The sequence below is a fragment of the Agromyces sp. Leaf222 genome (assembly GCF_001421565.1).
In the GTDB taxonomy this organism is placed as follows: Bacteria; Actinomycetota; Actinomycetes; order Actinomycetales; family Microbacteriaceae; genus Agromyces.
The window spans coordinates 3,071,422-3,091,547 of sequence record NZ_LMKQ01000001.1; the positions used below are offsets into that span (position 1 = coordinate 3,071,422).

General features: G+C 70.1%; 15 protein-coding genes. 9 read left to right on the plus strand and 6 right to left on the minus strand.

All coding sequences use genetic code 11. The annotated features are described in order from the left end of the window. Nucleotides 1-63 precede the first annotated feature (63 nt). Entirely contained in the window at nt 64-1,446 is a 1,383-nt protein-coding gene (locus ASE68_RS13740; RefSeq protein WP_055859714.1) for a bifunctional cytidylyltransferase/SDR family oxidoreductase, read from the plus strand. 18 nt (nt 1,447-1,464) lie between these two features. Here the strand turns inward: ASE68_RS13740 and ASE68_RS13745 are convergent, their stop codons facing one another. Beyond that, the gene (locus tag ASE68_RS13745) at nt 1,465-3,258 is read right to left on the minus strand and encodes a bifunctional 2-polyprenyl-6-hydroxyphenol methylase/3-demethylubiquinol 3-O-methyltransferase UbiG (protein WP_162238280.1); all 1,794 of its coding nucleotides are present in this window, start codon (nt 3,256-3,258) and stop codon (nt 1,465-1,467) included. A gap of 88 nt (nt 3,259-3,346) precedes the next feature. Between ASE68_RS13745 and ASE68_RS13750 the strand changes: the two genes are divergently transcribed. The 6 genes from ASE68_RS13750 (at nt 3,347) to ASE68_RS13775 (ending at nt 11,206) form a co-directional block, all read left to right on the plus strand. After that, nucleotides 3,347-4,810, plus strand: a complete 1,464-nt coding sequence (locus tag ASE68_RS13750) for an O-antigen ligase (RefSeq protein ID WP_082462259.1) — start codon at nt 3,347-3,349, stop codon at nt 4,808-4,810. Beyond that, nucleotides 4,807-6,081 (plus strand): O-antigen ligase, encoded by a 1,275-nt coding sequence (locus ASE68_RS13755; RefSeq protein ID WP_055861390.1) that lies wholly within the window; start codon nt 4,807-4,809, stop codon nt 6,079-6,081. Before ASE68_RS13750 ends, ASE68_RS13755 begins: the two co-directional genes overlap by 4 nt. A gap of 83 nt (nt 6,082-6,164) precedes the next feature. After that, a complete protein-coding gene (locus tag ASE68_RS13760) occupies nt 6,165-6,950 on the plus strand; it encodes an NAD-dependent epimerase/dehydratase family protein (RefSeq protein ID WP_055859720.1) in 786 nt (261 codons plus the stop codon). Continuing rightward, nucleotides 6,950-7,645, plus strand: a complete 696-nt coding sequence (locus tag ASE68_RS13765; RefSeq protein ID WP_055859723.1) for a 2-C-methyl-D-erythritol 4-phosphate cytidylyltransferase — start codon at nt 6,950-6,952, stop codon at nt 7,643-7,645. Before ASE68_RS13760 ends, ASE68_RS13765 begins: the two co-directional genes overlap by 1 nt. Before the next feature lie 8 nt (nt 7,646-7,653). Next, complete coding sequence (locus ASE68_RS13770; RefSeq protein ID WP_157421654.1) at nt 7,654-9,672, plus strand: glycosyltransferase; 2,019 nt, start codon at nt 7,654-7,656, stop codon at nt 9,670-9,672. Continuing rightward, nucleotides 9,665-11,206, plus strand: a complete 1,542-nt coding sequence (locus ASE68_RS13775) for a glycosyltransferase (RefSeq protein WP_055859729.1) — start codon at nt 9,665-9,667, stop codon at nt 11,204-11,206. Before ASE68_RS13770 ends, ASE68_RS13775 begins: the two co-directional genes overlap by 8 nt. A 42-nt stretch (nt 11,207-11,248) precedes the next feature. On the opposite strand, the gene ASE68_RS13780 is transcribed toward ASE68_RS13775, so the two are convergent. From ASE68_RS13780 to ASE68_RS13800, 5 genes are all read right to left on the minus strand, one after another. Continuing rightward, nucleotides 11,249-11,602 carry a hypothetical protein gene (locus tag ASE68_RS13780; protein ID WP_157421656.1) on the minus strand — a complete coding sequence of 118 codons (354 nt, stop codon included), beginning with the start codon at nt 11,600-11,602 and terminating at the stop codon, nt 11,249-11,251. Next, nucleotides 11,599-13,152, minus strand: coding sequence for a class I SAM-dependent methyltransferase (locus ASE68_RS13785; protein WP_055859735.1), 1,554 nt, complete (start codon nt 13,150-13,152; stop codon nt 11,599-11,601). The genes ASE68_RS13780 and ASE68_RS13785 overlap by 4 nt, the downstream gene beginning before the upstream one ends. Further along, nucleotides 13,149-13,898 carry an ABC transporter ATP-binding protein gene (locus ASE68_RS13790; protein WP_055859738.1) on the minus strand — a complete coding sequence of 250 codons (750 nt, stop codon included), beginning with the start codon at nt 13,896-13,898 and terminating at the stop codon, nt 13,149-13,151. The genes ASE68_RS13785 and ASE68_RS13790 overlap by 4 nt, the downstream gene beginning before the upstream one ends. Then, entirely contained in the window at nt 13,895-14,764 is an 870-nt protein-coding gene (locus tag ASE68_RS13795; RefSeq protein WP_055859741.1) for an ABC transporter permease, read from the minus strand. Before ASE68_RS13795 ends, ASE68_RS13790 begins: the two co-directional genes overlap by 4 nt. 128 nt (nt 14,765-14,892) lie before the next feature. Continuing rightward, nucleotides 14,893-17,676, minus strand: a complete 2,784-nt coding sequence (locus ASE68_RS13800; protein ID WP_055859744.1) for a hypothetical protein — start codon at nt 17,674-17,676, stop codon at nt 14,893-14,895. A gap of 214 nt (nt 17,677-17,890) precedes the next feature. On the opposite strand from ASE68_RS13800, the gene ASE68_RS13805 reads away from it, so the two are divergent. Then, nucleotides 17,891-19,030: an NAD-dependent epimerase/dehydratase family protein gene (locus ASE68_RS13805; protein ID WP_055859747.1), complete on the plus strand. Its 1,140-nt coding sequence runs from the start codon at nt 17,891-17,893 to the stop codon at nt 19,028-19,030. Then, complete coding sequence (locus ASE68_RS13810) at nt 19,027-20,115, plus strand: acyltransferase (RefSeq protein ID WP_055859750.1); 1,089 nt, start codon at nt 19,027-19,029, stop codon at nt 20,113-20,115. The genes ASE68_RS13805 and ASE68_RS13810 overlap by 4 nt, the downstream gene beginning before the upstream one ends. Nucleotides 20,116-20,126 lie beyond the last annotated feature (11 nt).

Here is a 20,126-nt window from a genome sequence, read left to right on the forward strand (position 1 = left end):
AGAATCGTGCGGGTGCCGCCGCCGTCGATCTCTGCTGGTGCGCACCGAGAAGGAGTCCCCGCCGTGAGCGCATCCCCCACCATCGCCGTCATCCTCGCCGGAGGCGTCGGCACGCGCGTCGGCCTCGGCATGCCGAAGCAGTTGATCCGCATCGCCGGCAAGGCGATCGTCGAGCACACCCTCGAGGCGCTCGACGAGCACCCGGGCATCGACGAGATCCTCGTGATGATGAACGCCGCGACCGTGAGCGAGCTCGACTACCTGAAGGACCCGGAGCGGTTCCCGAAGCTCCGCGCGATCCTGCCCGGCGGCGACACCCGCAACGAGACCACGCAACTGGCCCTGGCCGCGCTCGGCGACGACGCCGACGTGAAGGTGCTCTTCCACGATGCGGTGCGCCCCTTCGTCGACGAGCGCATCATCACCGAGTGCATCGAGGCGCTCGACGTGTTCGACGCGGTCGACACGGCGATCCCGTCGGCCGACACGATCATCGAGATCGACGAGCACAACGTGATCACGGGCATCCCGGCGCGGTCGAAGCTCCGCCGCGGCCAGACGCCGCAGGGCTTCCGGCTCTCGACGATCCGCCGCGCGTACGAGCTCGCCGAGGGCGACCCCGAGTTCGCGGCGACCGACGACTGCGGCGTGGTCTTCACCTACCTGCCCGACGTACCGATCAAGGTCGTGCTCGGCACGCCCGAGAACATGAAGGTCACCGAGCCGCTCGACATCCACATCGCCGACAAGATCTTCCAGCTGCAGTCGGCCGCGCTCAGCACCGGCCACCTCGACCAGCTCGACCTCACGGGTCGTTCGATCGTCGTCTTCGGCGGCTCCTACGGCATCGGCGCGAGCATCGCCGAGCAGGCGCGCACCGCGGGCGCGAGGGTGCACAGCTACAGCCGCAGCGGAACCGGCACCGACGTCACCTCGCGCAAGAAGATCCGCGCCGCGTTGGCGGATGCCGCGAGCCACGGTCCGATCGACTACGTCGTCCTGACGGCGGGCGTGCTCGCCATCTCGCACCTCGTCAGCACGTCGAAGCGACGCCTGCGCGACACGGTCGACGTGAACCTCATCGCACCGGCGAAGGTCGCACAGGAGTCGTTCCCGTACCTCGCCGAGACGAACGGGCAGCTGCTCTTCTTCACGTCGAGCTCGTACACGCGCGGTCGCGCGGGCTACAGCCTGTACTCGGCCACGAAGGCCGGCGTCGTGAACCTCACGCAGGCCCTCGCCGACGAGTGGGCCGAGGCCGGCGTCCGCGTGAACTGCCTGAACCCGCAGCGCACGAAGACGCCGATGCGAACGGCGGCGTTCGGCGAGGAGCCGCCCGAGTCCCTGCTCGACCCCGAGGCGGTCGCGCTGACGTCGCTGCGCGTGCTCGACGCCGACATGACGGGTCAGATCGTCGACGTGCGGGTGACCGGCCCGAAGGCCTGACCCGGCCCGACCGTGAGGTCAGTCCGCGCTTCGCCCCGTGCCGAGGTGCTCGACGACGAGGTCGTAGAGCTCGGCGATGCGGCGGGAATCCTTGCGGAGCTCGTCGATCTCGCCTCGCAGCTCGAGCACGGCCGTCTCGAGCTCGGCCACCCGGTCGACCTCGACGGCGGGCTCGGTCGCCTCGGTGCGGCGGGCGGCGGACTTGCGGATGCGCGTCATGAGGGTCTTCTCCTGTCGTCGGTGCGGCGCGGCCGCCCGGATGCTCACCTGGACGATGCGCCGGAGCCCGACGGGCGTGCGTCGCACCGAGCGCCGGATCAGCGCGTACTCGAGTCCGAACGGCTCGAGTTCGTCCTGCAGCCACGACAGCGGCAGGTGCCAGCTGTCGGGTCGCAGGTGTTCGTACCTCGGGGACACGCGGTCGGGGAACGACGCCAGCACGGTTCCGGATGAGCCGGAGACGGCGCGCACGAGTCGGAACACGTTCGCCCTGGAGCTCTGCGGCAGGTAGGCGAGCACGTCGCCGAGCAGGACGTTCACGTCGCCGCGGCCGCCGTGCCGCTCGATCAGGTCGAGCACCGCTCGACCGTGCGCGAGGTTCGCACGTTCGACCCGGAACGTTCCGGCGGACGTGCCGCGAGCCGCATCGATGGCCGTCGTCGCGAAGTCGACAGCGGTCACCGCGCGTCCGCGCCTGGCGAGCGCACGGGACTGCCTGCCGACGCCGGATCCGAGGTCGAGCACGGCGTCGCCGCGCCGGGTGCGGCGCAGCATCTGCCGCACATCGGCGCGAGCGCGTGCACTCGAACGCGGACCGGCGGCCTTCGCCTGCGCCTCCCAGAAGTGGCGCGTGAAGTCGTAGGTGCCGTACCAGTTCTCGAAGCGGCGGCGCGTGGGGATGGGCGTCTCGAACGAGAAGGCGGGGTCGGGGATGCGCCAGCTCGGCCCGTAGCACGCGGCGAGCCAGGCCTCGGGGTCGGCGACCGAGGGGAACATGCGGCCGCCGAGCTCGATCTCGGTGAGCGGCAGGAGCGCCTCGACGGGGAGGTCGGTGCGCACGTGGATCGGCTGGCTGTAGACGCCGCGGTCGTGGTAGCCGAAGAAGACGTCGACGTGGGCGCTGACGCCGGATTCGGTCGGGGCGAGCATCACCTGCAGGTGGGCGTCGCTGTGGCGGATGACCTCGTGCCCGAATCCGGCGAGCAGTCGCTCGACCCGGTACGACGCGATCGACACGTCGGCCGGCGTGGCCTCGCCGAGGTAGAGCAGGAGGTCGGCGTCGTCGTCGCGGTCGAGGATCGTGCCGACACGGACCGCGCCGAGCAGGGTTCCTCCGGTGATCGCGACCGTGTAGTCGGCGCTGCGCAGCTCGGCGATGACGCGCTCGGCGCCGTCGAGGAGCGCCCGGTGCAGCTCGCGGCTCGCGGCGGTGACGAGCTTGCCCCACTTGTCGACGATCGTGCCGGCGGTGACGAGCTTGCGGAGGCTCGGCCCGGACCCCTCGGCGGCGAACCGGTAGGAGCCCGCGGCGATCGTGGATGCGTCGGCCGGCACGCGCACGGCGACCGATCCGCTGCCGCGCAGGGAGGGCCCGAGGGCGCGAGGCCACTCGAGCCGGTGCATGCCGGCGACCGGCTCGGGCAGGTACTCGGACCAGAGTCTTGCGCCGTCGATCTCGACGTCGATCGCGACGCCGGCGGCCACCTCGCCGGCCGACCAGGCGATGCCGGCCTTCGTCACGCGAGCCTCGGGGACGCCCCGCCCTGCTGCAGCGGCTCGGTTCACGGCGTCACCAGCTTCTCGAATGGACACTCGGACCATTCTACGGCGCAGGATCGGACGCCTCGGGCACGTGCCGACGTCACCGGCCTGCGGCCTCGCGCGCGATAGCCTTGACCCCATGACCCCGGCCCGTCGTCCCGCCCTCGCCGGCGCGTATGCGACGTTCGTGCTGTTCACGGCCTTCGCCGGCCAGTTCTGGCGCAACCTCCTCGGCTGGTGGGGCTTCGGCGCGGCCGTCGCGATCGTGGTGGTCGGCGGCATCCTGCTCATCGTGCACGTGCGCCCCCGGTGGATCTGGCGCCGCACGCCGACGTCCACCTTCGCGTTCCTGCTGCTCGCGACCGCCTCCCTCGCCTGGTCGTTCTACCCCGGCGCGACGGCGCTCGGGCTCGCGATCTGCGCCGTCACCACGTTCGCCGCGGTCGCCCTCGTGCTCTGCCTGCCGTGGTCGCGCATCGTCGCGTCGCTCGCCTCGGCGATCAAGTGGATCCTCGCCCTCTCGATCGTCTTCGAGCTGTGGGTGGCGCTCTTCGTGCGCGAACCCCTGCTGCCGAACTTCCCCGACTTCGAGGTCACCGGCGAGAAGCTGCCGATGGCGTTCTACTGGTCGCGCGGGCTCCTGCTGCACGGCGGACCGATCGAGGGCATCGTCGCGAGCCGCAACCTGCTCGGCATGATCGCGCTGCTCGGCATCATCGTGTTCGGCTGCCTCCTCGCCGCCGGCAGCATGCGCCGCGCTCCCGGCATCTCGTGGCTCGTCACGGCCGGCCTCGTGTTCGCACTCACGCGGTCGTCGACGATGATCCTCGTCGCCGCCGCGGTGGCCGTCGCCCTCGTCTTCGCCCTGTGGACCAGGCGCGTCGGCGCCCAGCACCGCCGAAAGGTCTACTGGGCCGCTGCCGGCGTGCTCGCGGCATCCGTCGCCGTGCTCGTGTTCTCGTGGAACCTGCTGCTGCAGCTGTTCGGCAAGGGCGAGGACCTCACCGGTCGTACCGACATCTGGGCGAGCGTCATCGAGCTGGCCCAGCAGCGCCCGGTCGCCGGTTGGGGCTACGTCGGCTACTGGGTGCCGTGGGTCGAGCCCTTCAAGGAGCTCGCGGTGCGCAAGGGCGTCACCTACCTGCAGGCGCACAATGCCTGGCTCGACATGTGGATGCAGCTCGGCATCCTCGGCCTCATCGCCTTCGCCGCCATCGTGATCGGCGCGCTGTGGCGCTCGTGGTTCCTCGCGGTCGATCAGCCGCGGGATGTCGCGGGCCGGCCGATCCCGTACTCGGCGGCGTCGCTGCTGCCCCTGCTCGTGCTCGTCGCACTGCTCGGGCAGAGCCTCGCCGAGAGCCGCCTGCTCATCGAGGTCGGCTGGCTGCTGCTCATCGCCATCGCATGGGCCACGAAGCGGAGGCAGTGGTCGAACGACCCGCTGCCCGCCGAACCGCGGCCTGCGCGCTCGCACGCGGTCGCGCTGGCCGAGCCGCCGGCGTCGTCCCGACCCCAGGCGGCGCCGCCCGCGCCGCCCGCGCCGCCCGCTCGGTCGACCCCGCCGGCATCCGCCGCACCGCCGGCCCCGCAGCCGCCCGCATGACCGACGCCGCCCTCAGGCCGATCCGCGACTTCGTCGGCTCCGCCAGGTTCGCCCAGGCCCTCTCCGTGGCCGCCATCGGCACCGCGCTGTCGACGCACCTGATCCGCAGCCTCATCGGATGGCCCGGCCTGCTCGCGATGCTCGCCTGCCTGCTCGCCCTCTGCGCCGTCTCGCTCGTGGCGAGGTGGCGGGCCGTGGAGTGGTACGGCATCCTGCCGCTGACGATCCTCGTGTTCGTCGGGTGGTGCGCGGCCTCCGTGCTCTGGAGCACGACGCCGACCACGAGCGCGATCCGCGTCGCGTACCTCATCGCCTTCGCCGTCCTCGGGGTCTACGTGGCACTCATGCGCGACACGATCCAGATCGTGCGCGCGTTCGGTGGTGTCACCCGGGTGCTGCTCGGCGTCTCGATCCTGCTCGAGGTCGTCTCCGGCATCCTGCTCGACGTGCCGATCGTGTTCCTCGGCATCGCCGGCGACATCACGACGCTCGGGCCGATCCAGGGCGTGTTCGGCTCGCGCAACCTGCTCGGCTTCATCGCGCTCATCGGGCTGCTGACCTTCATCGTCGAGTGGCGAACGCACATCCTCTCGCGCGGCCTGGCCGTCGCATCGATCACGCTCGCGAGCTTCTGCATCCTGCTCTCCGGCTCCCCCACCACGTGGATCGCACTCGCGGTGTGCCTCGTCGCACTCGCCGCGATCTACGGGCTGCGCCGCGTCGACCCCGCCACGCGCTGGCGCTGGCAGATCGGCCTGCTCGCGGCATCCCTCGCCGCCATCGTGACCGTGTGGCTGCTGCGCATCCGCATCATCGAGCTGCTCGACGCCCGTGCGGACTTCGACGTGCGCCTCGATGTCTGGCGCGAGGCATCCCGCTACCTCGCCCTGAACCCCTTGCAGGGCTGGGGATGGGTCGGCGCGTGGCCCGATTCGGCACCGTACCTGTGGATCGAGTTCGCGACGGGGCGCCAGCACCTCTCGGCGCTCTCGGCCTACGTCGACGTCTACTTCCAGGTCGGCGTCATCGGGCTGCTGCTGTTCGCCGCCCTCATCGGCGTCGCCCTCGTGCGCGCCTGGCTGCTCGCCACTGGTCGCCGCAGCGTCGTGTACCTCTGGCCCGCGCTCATGCTCGTCGCGATCACCGTGACGAGCTTCGCCGAGAGCTTCGTGCTCGTCGAGGGCGGGTGGATGCTGCTCATCGTCTGCGCGGTGAAATCCGCCAGGGACATGAGTTGGCGAGACGCATTGGAGAGCGCCCGCGTAGGCTGAACCCGAGCCGGAATCGGCTCGACCGGCTCCCGACACATCGACGCGCCGACAGCCCGTTCGTTCGCGTCGAACGAAAGGCTTCCGTGCGCAGTGCTCTCATCGGCCATACCGGCTTCGTCGGCTCGAACCTCGCGTCGCGGCATCGATTCGACGCGGTCTACAACTCGACGAACATCCGTGAGATCGAGGGCGAGGCGTTCGACCTCGTCGTGACGGCCGGCAACCGGGCCGACTCGCACCGCATCAACCGCGAGGGCGACGCCGATCGGGCCGAGATCGACGCACTCGCCGATCACCTGACACGGGTCGAGGCCGGCAGGTTCGTGCTCGTCTCGACGGTCTGCGTGTACCCGGGCGGCACGAGCCCGACCGAGACGACGCCGAAGAGCGAGACCGGCCTGACGCCCTACGGCGCGAACCGCCTGCACCAGGAGCGACGGCTCGCATCCGAGCACGACACCCTCGTCGTGCGACTGCCGCAGCTGTACGGCGATGGCCTGAAGAAGGGCATCGTGCACGACCTGGCCAACGACTACCGCGTCGAGTTCATCCGGCCGGAGGCGGAGTTCCAGTACTACGACGTGCGACGGCTCTGGCACGACATCGAGATCGCGCTCGGGGCGGGCCTCGACGCGTTGAACGTGGCGACGCCGGCGCTCCGCAACGACGTCGTCGCCGAGCAGGCGTTCGGCATCGACGTGACGGCCAACGACCCCGGCCCTCCCGACCCGTTCGCATCGGGGTACACCCGCGACATGCGCACCGAGCACGCCGGCCTGTTCGGGGCCTCCGGAGCGTACCTGCTCGACGCCGAAGCCGAACTCGAGGGCATCCGGGCGTTCGCGGCGACGCTGAGGGAGATGGCCTGATGCACGGCGACCTCAAGGTCTCGGCGATCGTCACCTGCGCCGGACATGGCACCCGCTTCGGCTCGAACAAGCTCCTCGCCACGATCGACGGCGTGACGGTCATCGAACGCACCGTTCGCGCGATCTCGACGCCCGTCGTCGATGAGATCGTCGTCGCGGTGAGTCTCGAGCACGAGGCCGAGTATCGGCGCATCCTCGTCGAGGAGGCCGGACTCGACGTCGTGCTCGTCGAGGGCGGCCCTGAACGCCACCTCTCCGCGATGCGGGGGCTCGCCGCGACGTCCGGCGACCTCGTGCTGACGCACGACGGCGTGCGTCCGTTCCCCACGCCCGACCTCATCGAGCTCGTGGTGGCTGCGGCCGCCGAGCACGGCGCGGCGATGCTCGGCATGCCGAGCACCGTGCAGGTGAAGCTCGTCGATGACGACGGGTTCATCCTCGGGTCGCTCGACCGGGCGAGGTCCTGGCTCGGGCAGACGCCGCAGGCGTTCCGTCGCGAGCTGCTCGAGGCGGCCTACCGCGCCGCGGTCGAATCCGAGTACGCGCGGGTGAGCGATGATGCCGACCTCGTTGCCGAGTTCTGCGGAACCTCGGTGCGCATCGTCGAGGGCCACGTGAACAACATCAAGATCACGACGCCGCAGGACCTCGGCACGGCTCGGCTCATCGCCGAGCACCGGGTCGGATCCGACTGACCGTGGCGGTGGCACACTCACTGGGCGACCAGGAGCGGCTCGGCCGTCCTCGACGCACGCCGCGGGTCAGCGTCGTCGTGGCGACGTACTCCCCCGGTGCCGGACTCGACCGGCTCGTCGCCTCGCTCGACGCGCAGACGCTGCCGGCCGACGAGTTCGAGGTGATCTTCGTCGACGACGGCTCTCCCGACGACACGGCCGACCGACTGCAGGCCATCGCCTCGACGCGCCCGAACGTGCGCGTCGAGCGCATCGAGAACTCCGGGTGGGCCTCCCGCCCGCGCAACGTGGGCGCCGACCTCGCTACCGGCGAGTACGTGCTGTTCATGGACCACGACGACGAGCTCTACCCCGACGCGCTCCGTGCTGCCGCCGCGTTCGCCGGCGCGAGCGGCGCCGACGTGCTCAACGGCAAGGAGGCCCGCACGCAGGACGCCGGGTGGGCCCTCGACACCTACCGCGGCGACCGGCCGCAGGATGTCGGCCGGGCCGACGCGCACCCCCTCGTGCCGATGAATCCGCACAAGCTCTACCGCACCGGCTTCCTCAGGCAGCACGGCATCCGGTTCCCCGAGGGGCGGCGGGTGCTGTGGGAGGACATCCGCTTCAACGTCGAGGTCGCCGAGCACGCCCGCACGATCTCGACGCTGAGCTCCGTGCCGTTCTACCACTGGGTGCAGACCGCGGGCAGCGGTTCGACGACCTTCGTCCGCTCCGACCCCGCGTGGTGGGACCATCTCGGTCGGGTGCTCGAGGACATCGACGCACGGCTCGGCCACGACTCGCTCCAGGGCCGCCAGCTGCGCCGCCACCAGTACACCTCGCGCATCCTCGGGTCGTTCTCGCCCGCGTTCCTCCGACGCCCGGCGGCCGAGCGTCGACTCATCGAGCACCGCGCCAGGCTCCTGCAGCAGCGGTTCACGGATGCCGCAGACGACCGTGCGCTCGACCGGGGCGCGTGTGCGGTGGCCGCCGCCCTCCGCTCCGGCGACACCGCGCTGCTCGAACTCGCAGCGTCGACCGCCGGCACCGATCGGTTCGGCGCACCCGTGCTGGAGTCCGCGCGATGGCACGAGGGGCGGCTGCTGCTCGCGGCGACGATCGCCACGACCGATCGCCTCCCGGGAGGCGGTACGTTCCGCGTGGTCGACGGGCGCCTGCTCGCGGCATCCGCAGAACTGCTCGAGGGTCTGGCCGCGACCAGGGCCGGCGACGACCCCTCGGCGCCGAGCGACCTCCCCGCTGAGGTCGACCTCGGCCCCGAGTACGACGTCGCCGCCGAGCTCGATGCGACCACGGCCGCATTCACCGTGCGCGGCCGCACCTCCCGCCTGCCGTGGCTGACCGGCGGCGAGATCACGCGACGGGGATCGCTCGGCCACGCCGACGGGTCCGAAGCACGATACGAACTCTCGATCGAGGGCGCGGTCGACGCGCGGCGCGCAGGCGCCGACCTCGAGCACGCGCTCGACGACGAGGTCTGGGACGCCTTCCTCCGGGTGAACCGGGTCGGCCGGGTGCAGCAGCCGCGCGTGCGCAGCGACAGCGCGATCAGGGCGCTGCCCGCCCTCATCGACGGGCGCCCCGCGATCGCCTACACGAACCGCGACGGCAACCTCAGCATCGACCTCGGCGGCGCCGTCGCCTCGATCTTCGACGCCGCGACCCCCACCCGGTCGGTCGCGTACGCCGCGGCACCCGACGGCGGCGTCATCGTGCAACTCGAGCTCCACGGCGTCGCCGTGCACGGCGACGCCGACGGCCGCGGATGGGTCCTGCTCTCCTACCGGCGGGCCGGGCTCCGCTCCGAGGTCGTCGGGCTGGCGCGACGCGTCGCCCGACGCGAGCACCCGCCCACGCGGCATCCGGCACACTTCAGACCGAACGGCACCGGGGTCATCGCGGCGCTCCACCTGCCCGGTCCGGGGCGCTACCGCTGGGAGCCGTCGCCCCGCGACCCGGCGGCGACGGCCTGGACCCTCACCGTCGGCCGCGACGACGCGAAGGTCGAGATCCGACGTGGCTGACGCGACGCGCGCGGCACCGGAACCGCTCGTCACGGTGGTCGTGCCCACCTACCGCTCGGGCGACGGATTCCGCCGCCTGCTCGCGTCGCTCGCCACGCAGACCCTGCCCGCCGAACGCTTCGAGGTGCTCGTCATCGACGACGGCTCGCCGACCCCCGAGGCCGCCGTCATCGCCGGGCTCGTGCGCGACGCGCCCAACGCGCGCTTCCACCGCATCGAGCACACGGGGTGGCCGAGTGCACCGCGGAACACCGGCATCGACCTCGCCCGCGGACGATACGTGATCTTCGCCGACCACGACGACGAGCTCTATCCCGAGTCCCTCGAGAACGCGATCCGCACCCTCGAACGCACCGGAGCCGACGTCTACGCCGGAAAGGAGGCCCGCACCGACCAGGCCAAGTGGGGGCTCGACGCCTTCGACGGCGAGTACGACGATGCGACCGTCCGCCCCGGCATCCACGCGCTCGTGCCGACCAACCCGCACAAGCTGTACCGCACCTCGCTCCTGCGCGAGCACGGCATCCGGTTCCCCGAGGGCGGCCGCCGACTGTGGGAGGACGTCAGCTTCAACGTCGACGTCGCACGCCACATGAACGGCGTGAGCATCGGTTCGCAGGAGCCGTTCTACCACTGGGTCCGCGAGGCGCACACGACCTCCTCGAGCTTCGGCGACGACCTCGACGAGTGGTGGACCGGGCTCGAACGCATCGTCCGGCACATCGACACAGGGCTCGCCGGTGCCGAGCATCGGCGGCAGCGCGACCTCCTGCAGCTGCACCAGTTCCGAGAGCGCGTGCTGCCGGCCGTCGGACCCGGCCTGCTGAGACGGCCTCCCGAGGCACGCCGCCTCGTGCTCGATCGAGCGGCTGCGCTCGTCGACGGGTTCCTCGATCCACGGCTCGAGGCCGCGCTGCCCCGCCATCTCCGTGCGCGCGCGTTCCTGCTCCGACGCGGCCGGCCCGACCTGGTCGAGGAGCTCGCCGCCTACGACGACGGCATCCTCGGCGTCTCGTTCGCCCGACGGGCGGTCGTCGACACGACGGAGGCCGGCACCTCGCTCCGCCTCGAGACGAAGACCCTGTGGACGGCGCACCATGGCGGCTTCCTCGACCTCGAGGTCGACGGCGTACACGTGCGTCGCGCCCTCTCTCCGCGCCTCGCCGAAGAGCTGGGCACCGACCTGATCGACGTCGATGCCGACCTCGCAGCGGCGACCTCCCGAATCGGGCTGAGATCACGCGAGACGAAGATGACCTGGCTCGTGCCGACCCGGACGAGCGTGACGGTCGCCGTGACGCCCGGGTATCCCGACGTGACCGCGACGAGCGTCGCCACGATCGATCCGGCCACCCTGCGGCACGGACGGCCGATGGCCGAGGGCTTCTGGGACGTCAACGCGCGGAACGAGCTCTTCGGCGTGATCAACCAGCGGGCGGTCCGCGCCGTCGGCCGGCTGCAACCGACGCCGCCCGACCAGGCGCTGCGCGTCTACGCGAACATCCACGGCAACCTCAGCATCGAGGTCCGCTGATCAAGGGGCCGGCCCCGACGGCGCCGGCGGCGGATGTCGGGGTCAGGCGTCGGGCGTGCCGACCCCGCTGTCGGAGGCGCCGGCGACGGGCGCGGCATCGGCGGCCGCGGCATCCGCCCCCTGTGCCTGCCGCCGACCGTCGAACGCGAGCGGCGTCGCACGAAGGGGCATGTCGTCGCGGAGGCGCTCGAACACGAGATCGTAGAGCTCGGTGACCCGACGGTTGTCGCGGCGCACCTCGTTGAGTTCGGCGCGGAGCTCGCGCACCTCGGTCTCGTAGGCCACGATGCGTTCGACCATGGTGTCGTCGTCGAGATCGAGCGTCGACAGCACCTGCAGGTTGCGGTAGGTGCGCGGCATCGTGCGTGCCGCGATGCGGCCGAGCATTCGTCTCATGACTCATCTTCTCTCGTCGTCGATGCGAGCGCCTCGCGTCGGGCCGGGCGGATCACGAACGAGACCTGGTCGCGGACCCCGTGCTCGGTGTGCCGACGCGAGGTCTCCCCGAACTCGACCTCGAGGCGGTGCACCGAGAGTTCGCGCTCGAACCAGTCCGCTGGGTAGTGCCAACTCGTCGGGTCGCCGCGGCGGTAGTCGTTCGGCAGCACCGTGGGCACCGTGCCGGTGGCGACGGCGCCGCCGCGCAGCACCAGCTCGAGCAGGCGGAACAGCGAATGGCGGTTCGCGAGCGTCAGACCGTGCAGCACGTCGTCGACCCGCACGTACCAGAGGTCGCCGCTGGCGAGCAGGCTGGCACCGAGCGCGAGCAGGTCGCGCCGGTCGTTGACGTTGACGTACGCGAATCGAGCGCCCTCGACGGCGTCGGCCGCGGCGATCGAGAGCGCCTCGTGGCTGAAGTCGATGCCGAGGACCGGGCGCCCGGCTTCGGCGATGACGTTGGTCGCCTCGCCGGCGCCGCAGCCGACATCGAGCACATGCGCGTCGGCGGGCAGCGCTGCGGCCCACGCGGCGATCGCCTCACGATCGACCGACTCCGGCCGCGCGACGCCGGCGCGCGCCAGGTACCGCTTCTCCCAGAAGACCCGCCCGCGGTTGAAGACCCCGAAGCTGTTCTCGAACCGGCGTCGCGTCCAGCGGGAGGTCGTGAACACGAACGAGGGGTCGGGCGTGAACCAGTCGGGGCCGTACGCGTATTCGAGCCAGGCCTCCGGCCACGCCGGCGCCGGAAGCGTCACGCCGTCGACCTCGACCTGCTGCACGGGCACGAGGTCCTCGCGCCTGACACCGGGCCCGCGCAGCGCGAACGGCTGGCAGTACAGTCCGTCGCGGAAGTAGCCCGTGAAGATGTCGACGTAGTGCTCGACATGCCCCTCGGCATCGAAGAAGTCGACCTCGAGATGCGCGAGGCTGTGCCGCACGACCGTGAAGCCCTCGCGCTCGAGCACGCGCTGCATGCGGAAGCTGTCGAGGCCGATGTCCGACGGGTCGGAGTTCCTGCTGAGGAACGCGAGGTCGATGTCGTCGTCGTGCGGCATGAGTCCGCCCGTGCGCATGTACCCGAGCAGGCTGCCGCCGACGATGTACACGTCGAAGTCGGCGGCCTCGAGCACGTCGACGATGCGCCGCGAACTCTGCAGCAGACGCTCGCGCAGGTGGACGTCGCCGCCGTCGAAGACCGGGCCGAGCCGATTCCACTTGTTCATCGCGAGCGGACGGCCCATGGCATCCCGGAGCTCGATGCGATCGTGGGACCGCCCGAAGCGGAGCTCGACGACCCCGAGCTCGCGATCGGTGGCCGCATCGTGCAGGGTCATCGTGGTGCGACCCTCGAGATACGGGCGCAGGGCGACGGGCCAGCGCAACCTCCCCGCGGTGATGGATCCGGTGGCGACCGACCACACCCGACGTCCGTCGAAGTGCACGTCGACCGCGTGAACCCCCTCGAACCAACTCGGTTCGAGGTTCACCGCGGTGCGGGAGGTCATTTGGCGTTCATCGCCTCCACGGCCTCGTTGATCGGGCCGTCGAAGATCTTCCGGCCCCGCTTGATGACGACGCCGCGTTCGCACAGCTCCTGGACCATGGCCATGTTGTGGCTCACGATGAGCATCGTCTTTCCCGCCAGCGCGAGCTCGTGGATCTTCTCGGTGCACTTCTTGCGGAACGGCGCGTCGCCGACCGAGAGGATCTCGTCGACGAGCAGCACGTCGAGCTCGACGTGGATCGCGACCGAGAATGCCAGGCGCAGGAACATGCCGGAGGAGTAGTGCTTGACCTCCTGGTCGATGAACTCGCCGATCTCGGAGAACTCGACGATGCGATCGAACCGCTCGTCGATCTCGGACTTGTTCATGCCGAGGATCGCGGCGTTCAGGTAGACGTTCTCACGGCCGGAGAGCTCGGGGTGGAACCCGGCGCCGACCTCGATGAGCCCGGCGACCCTCCCTCGGGTGAGCACGCGCCCGGCGTCGGGCTCGAGCACGCCCGAGACGAGCTTCAGCAGCGTCGACTTGCCCGAGCCGTTGTATCCGAGCACGGCGACCGATTCGCCCTCGGCGACCGTGAAGCTCACGTCGTCGAGTGCGTTGTACGGGGTCGACCCGACCTGCTTGCGCTTGAGGCGGGAGATGAACGCCTCCTTCATGGAGTGCGTATGCCGGATCTGGAACGTCTTGCGGACGTTCTCGACGATGATGCTCGGCCGCTTCTGGGTAGTGGTGATCTCGCTCATAGGTCTTGTGCGAAGCTCCGTTCGAACCGGCGGAAGACGATCTGGCCGATGACGATGACCGCGATGCCGATGCCGAGCGAGGTCAGGATGTCGGTGCCGATGGACGGCGCCAGGGTGGCGCTCAGGTCGGACGCGCTCGTGGTCGGGGCCCAGAACGCGTAGTGGAACAGCTCGACGGAGGTCGTGAGCGGATTCAGCATGTAGATGCGGAAGGCCCAGTCGGGCAGCGCCTTCTCGACCATCGCGATGGTGTAGAGCACCGGCGACGCCCACGTCGAGAGCATGCGGATGATCTCGACGAAGTTCTGCGCGTCGCGGTAGCGCACGTTCAGCGCGCCGAACAGCAGGCCCAGGCCGAGGCTCACCATCAGGATGATGATCAGTCCGAGCAGGAACGCGCCGATCGACAGGAACGTCGGCGTCCAGCCGAGCAGGATGCACGCCAGCAGCAGGATCGCGACCTGCGGCAGGAAGTGGATCACGGCGATGATGATCGTCGAGATCGGGAACAGCTCCCGTGGCAGGTAGATCTTGCGTACGAGGGCGCGGTTGTCGACGATCGAGTGCGTCGCATTGCCGAAGGCCTCGTTGAACAGGTTGATCGCGACGACGCCGGCGAAGAGGTACACGGCGAAGTTCTCGACGTCACGGTGGAACTGCAGCACCACACCCATGACGAAGTAGTAGATGAAGAACTGCGCGGCCGGCTTCACGTACGACCAGGTCCAGCCGAGCACCGAGTTGCGGTACCGGGTGGCCGTGCCCTTGCGGATCAGCAGCCGGAGCAGGTACCCGTGATTGAAGACGTCGAGGATTCCGCGACCGCGACCGGGGGTCTGGAACCCCGTCAAATCGACAGATGTCATGTGATCGTGATCTTTCGAATATCAAAAGGGCCCCGAATCGTTCGAAGCCCCCCGGCATACTAGCCGAGAAAGCTTACCGTCGAGCGCTCCGACTCGTCGGTGCGGGTCGGGTCGATCCGGGCGTCGCGCTAGCCGGCGAGCATCCCCGCGATCGTGCGGGTGTCGAGCGGCAGCACGGTCGATCCGGCGGGCAGCGATGCGGCCGTCACGACCACGAGCGATCCGGCGGTCGGACGGTACAGGATGCCGGTGGCGGCATCCTTCAGGACGAGGTCGCGTCGGATGTCGAGGCCGGGCGTCTTGAGCGTCTTCAGCGCGGCATCCGAGAGCTCGGCGACCTCGAATCCGGCGACGAGCTCCGGCACCACTCGGTTCAGCACGCCGGCGGAAGCCACGTAGGTCTGCCCTCCGCTGCGCACGAACACGCCGAGCTTCGGGGTCTCCGTCTTCAGCAGGGCGGGCTCGGCGGGATGCACGACCGAGTAGCGGGTGGCGATGCCGAGATCCGCGGCGACGCCCCAGTTCGGCAGGGCGTGCTTCGCCGCACCGTCGACGAAGACGACGGCTCCGGAGTTCGACGCCTTGATCAGGGTTCCGGCGGCCGGAGCGGCACCGCGCGCGGGCAGCACCGCCATCGACACCGCCGTGATCTTCAGCGGGGCGGGTGCGACGCCGGCGTTCGCCTCACGCATGGCCGCGGCCGAGATCGGTGCGAAGCCGCCCGCCACGGCGACGCGGAAGTCGGAACCGGCCGCGAGGAAGAGCGGTCCGTCGATGCGGGTCCCACGCACCGGCAGCTTCGCGCAGAGCGTGGTCTGCAGCGTCGTGAACGCATTGCCGGCGAGCGCGGTGGCGCCCACGCCCTGACGCTTGCCCTCGGTGACCGCGAACACATCGGTCGCCCCGCACTTGGCGAAGGTCCCGAGCGGCTTGGCGGAGTCGACGTATCCGTCGCGGCGGGCGGCGGGCAGCGCCGTCGAGCCGCGGGCGAGGCCGTACTGGTCGGCGATCTCCCATTTCGGCAACCGGACGAGCTGCCAGCCGTTCACCAGGTAGACGCCCGTCGTGCCGGTGAAGCTGACGAAGGATCCGATGTCCATCGCCGCGCCCCCCTTCGTGATCTTCGCCAGCGTGGTCGGCGACACCTTCACGATGGTCGGCCAGGATCCGCCGTTCTGGGCGGTGAGCTGGGCCGGCGAGGTGATGTGCCGGAGCTTGGCGTAGCGCACGAGGTTCACCTCTGGCGCGCCGTTGGCCTGCAGGAAGAGCGGGCCCTTCACGACGGCGGTCGACTTCTTCAGCAGGCGGCACGTCTCGGAGGCGAGCGGGGCGGCCGGCAATCCTCCGGCGCCGCCCTTCAACTGCACGAACGACCCGTTCGACGCCGAGTACACGACGGATCCGCACGAGACGATGAGCCCGACATCCGCGGCCTTCTTGTACCCGGTGACGATGCTCTCGTCGACGTTCACCGCGGTCTTGGGGAGCCCGTACTCGGTCGCGTAGGTCCAGTCGCGAAGGCGCTGGAGGCTGTTGCGACCGTCGACGTAGAAGTACTGCCCCGTGGTCTTCGACCTGATGTACGAGTGCGGCGCCGCGAGGGTGCGACCCGTCGTGTACGAGGCGAGCAGCGTGCTGGAGATCCGGGCCATGTACGGCGCCTTGCCCCCGTTGAACGCGGTCGGGGCGGCGCCGATGAGCTTGCTCGCGACGGGCCGCTCGAGCATGCGCGCGACGCCGTCGGGGCCGGTGCCGAACTTCGACATCGTGCCGCCGACCTTGTACCTGGCGAAGAGGCCGTCGGAGACGTCGAGGTAGCCCGACGCGCCGCAGGTCGAACCCCATACGGCCACGAGCTCGCAACTCGGGAACCAGTGCGTGGACCCGCCCTGGAGCAGGGCGACCCGACCCGTCTGGGTGTTGCGGAGGAACACGGTCGCGTTGCGACCCGTCGGGATGCTGTCGAGGAAGGACTTGTTCAGGATCCGGATGCCGCCGAGCCCCGTCGCGAACTCGGTCAGGTCCGCCGGCGTCGTGATGTAGTGCTTCGCCCCGCCCGCGATCAGGTAGACCATCGATCCGCCCTCGGCCCTGGCGATCATGTCGTCGACCTTCTGCGTGCTGCCGAACCAGTCCGTGAACATGCGCCAGAAGTTGCGGTTGCCGTACGACGAGCAGCCGTCGCCCGTGCCGTAGAGGTTCGCGAGGGCCGCCGCGTTCGGCCGGTACGGCGTGTAGAGGTAGAGGCCGGCCGTCGCCTGGTTCTGGATGTAGACGCTCGACGTGCCGCATGCGGCGTTCGGATGCCACTGGATGGTGTTCCATCGACCGGCGGCGTACGCCCGGTCTGGCCGCGCGCGGTACTTCTTGAACTGCCAGGAGGCGTGGTAGACCTGATTGAAGAAGCCGTAGTAGTTCGCGTCGCAATCGGCCGTGTCCGGACATCCGTAGCCCGTGGCGGATCGGTACTGGCGAGAGGTCGGCCAGGTGTCGCTGACGAGCCCCTGCTCCTTCTCGAGCAGCACGAGCAGCACGCGCGGGTTGATGCCGCAGGCCTTGCCGACGCGCACGATGATCGAGGCGGCCGTCTCGTTCGTGGTGGCGGCGGTCGCCGCGCAGCCCTCTGATCGGGCCGGCTGTGCTGGGGTGCTCTGCCGATAGCTCTTCAGGCACGTGTAGCCGGCACGGCACGTCGACACCTGCGCGTTCAGGAACGACTGCACCTGGGTGACGGTCATCGTGCCGCTGTTGTAGAAGACGGCGTCGCTGATGATGTTGCCCGGGTCGAATCCCGACCCGACGGCGGCACTCGCCGGCTGCGTTCCGGTGCCGGTCACCGCCGGCATGGCCGTGAGCAGGCCCGCGAGCAACCCGATCGAAGCGATGATGCTCGCGAGACGACGCCATCCCATGTCACAACCCCCGTTGTCACTGCCGCACCCCCCGAACTGGCGGCAGTATCTGACATGCTACGGCCGTATCGCGCTCAAGGCGAGGAATGAGCCGCAGAGCGCGCCCCGGATAGACTGTGCGGGGCCCATCCGGTCCGACGGCGAACTCGGTGTCGCCGGCGCGGATGCCGGGCCCCGATCCCCCGCCCCAGACCGATTCCGGAGCACCGACATCATGCAAGGCAACGTCCTGATCACCGGCGGCGCCGGCTTCATCGGAAGCCGCCTCGCGCGCCGCTTCGTCGACGAGGGCTACCGGGTGACCGTGCTCGACAGCCTCATCCCGCAGGTGCACGGCGACGACCCCGACACCACCTCGCCGCTGCTCGCATCGATCCGCGACATCGCGACCGTGATCCGCGGCACCGTCACGAACGCCGACGACGTGGCGCGTGCCCTTGCCGACCAGGACATCGTCGTGCACCTCGCCGCCGAGACCGGCACCGGCCAGTCGATGTACGAGATCGACCGGTACGTCGAGGCGAACGTGGGCGGCACCGCCAAGATCCTCGACGCGCTGGCCAACGGCGAGCACCACGTGCGCCGCATCGTCATCGCCTCGTCGCGGTCGATCTACGGCGAGGGCGCCTACCGCACCCCCTCCGGCGACCTCGTCTACCCGTCGCACCGCGACGACGCCGCGATGGCGGCCGGCGACTTCGACGTGCACCAGCCCGGCGTCGACGGCCCGCTCGAGCTCGTCGCGACGACCGAGTCCGCGACGATCCACCCATCGTCGGTGTACGGCATCACGAAGCACGTGCAGGAGTCGCTCATCATGACGGTCGCCCCGACGATCGGCATCGAGCCGGTCGCGCTGCGCTACCAGAACGTGTACGGCCCAGGGCAGTCGCTGAAGAACCCGTACACGGGCATCCTCTCGATCTTCTCGACGCTGATCCGCCAGGGCAAGCCGATCAACATCTTCGAAGACGGCGAAGAGAGCCGCGACTTCGTCTTCATCGACGACATCGTGAACGCGACCTACCTCGCCTCGACGGTTCCGGATGCCGCGGCGCGCGTCATCAACGTCGGCAGCGGTGTCGCGACCACCGTGTCCGAGGTCGTCGCGGCGCTCTTCGCCGCGTTCGGCACCGAGGTCCCGACCACGATCTCGGGCAACTACCGCCTCGGGGACATCCGCCACAACTACGCCGACACGACCCTGCTCGCCGAGGTGCTCGGCATCGAGGCGACGGTCGACTTCCGCGAGGGCGTGCGCCGGTTCGTCGAGTGGGTGCTCACCGAGCCGGTCGAGGGCGACAACTACCAGCGTTCGCTCGACGAGATGGCCGCCAGGAACCTCCTGAAGTGAGCGCTCCCCGTCTGCTCACCGGCAACCCGTTCCCGGCCAAGGCGAACAGCCTCAACCTGTTCCGCCTGGTGCTCGCCGCGCTCGTGCTGTTCGCGCACGCCTGGTACACGGCGGGCGAGGGCGGCGGTCCGAGCATCCAGGGCGAGAACCTGGGCGGGTGGGCGGTCGCCGGCTTCTTCGTGATCAGCGGGTTCCTCATCACGACGAGCCGGTTCACCAACACGGCCGGCGACTTCCTGGTGCACCGCATCGCGCGCATCTTCCCGGCGTTCATCGTCTGCCTGATCGTGATGGCGCTCGTGTTCGCGCCGATCGCGGCGCTCGTCGAACGAGGATCCCTCGCCGGCTTCTTCAGCACGCCGACGACCCCGCTGAACTTCATCTGGGCGAACTCGGGGCTGAAGATGGTGCACTACGACATCGCCGGCACCCTGTCGACGGTGCCGTACCCGGGCGCCTGGAACGGCTCGCTCTGGACCCTCTACTACGAGTTCCTCTGCTACCTGACGATCTGGCTGCTCGGCTCGCTCGCCGTCGTGCGGCGCTCCCCCGTCATCGTGACGGTCGTCTTCGCGCTCAGCGTCATCGCCTACGCGAACATCGACCTGGCCCGGCGCCTCGGCCTCAACGAGGACTTCGCCCTGTTCATGCGCCTGCTCCCGTTCTTCATGGGCGGAGCGATCGTCTACTACGTGATCCGCCGCTTCGGCGTGAGCGCGACCGTCGGCATCGCGTCGCTCGTGATCATGGTCGTGCTGATCGCGCTCATTCCGCGCTGGGGCGGCCAGCTCTCGGCGCCGTTCATGGCCTACGGCCTGCTCTACCTCTCGACGGTGATCCCGCAGCCGCGGTTCATCGCGAAGAACGACGTGTCGTACGGCTTCTACATCTACGCGTGGCCGATGCAGCAGCTGCTCATGCTGCCGGCGCTGGCCGAGTACGGCATGGCGGTCTACATCGGCGCGACGGTCGTGCTCACCGCGATCTTCGCGGCGGCGAGCTGGTTCCTCGTCGAACGGCCGGTGATGCGCATCGCGCGCGGCCGTCGACCGACGAAGCCCGCCGCGGTCGGCGTCGCGGCCTGAGCCTGCGCCTC

Coding starts and splice junctions, on each gene's coding strand:
- ASE68_RS13765 (WP_055859723.1), top strand. CDS start 6,950: ATGCACGGCGACCTCAAGGTCTCGGCGATCGTCACCTGCGCCGGACAT.
- ASE68_RS13785 (WP_055859735.1), bottom strand. CDS start 13,152: ATGACCTCCCGCACCGCGGTGAACCTCGAACCGAGTTGGTTCGAGGGG.
- ASE68_RS13780 (WP_157421656.1), bottom strand. CDS start 11,602: ATGAGACGAATGCTCGGCCGCATCGCGGCACGCACGATGCCGCGCACC.
- ASE68_RS13750 (WP_082462259.1), top strand. CDS start 3,347: ATGACCCCGGCCCGTCGTCCCGCCCTCGCCGGCGCGTATGCGACGTTC.
- ASE68_RS13790 (WP_055859738.1), bottom strand. CDS start 13,898: ATGAGCGAGATCACCACTACCCAGAAGCGGCCGAGCATCATCGTCGAG.
- ASE68_RS13755 (WP_055861390.1), top strand. CDS start 4,807: ATGACCGACGCCGCCCTCAGGCCGATCCGCGACTTCGTCGGCTCCGCC.
- ASE68_RS13805 (WP_055859747.1), top strand. CDS start 17,891: ATGCAAGGCAACGTCCTGATCACCGGCGGCGCCGGCTTCATCGGAAGC.
- ASE68_RS13795 (WP_055859741.1), bottom strand. CDS start 14,764: ATGACATCTGTCGATTTGACGGGGTTCCAGACCCCCGGTCGCGGTCGC.
- ASE68_RS13800 (WP_055859744.1), bottom strand. CDS start 17,676: ATGGGATGGCGTCGTCTCGCGAGCATCATCGCTTCGATCGGGTTGCTC.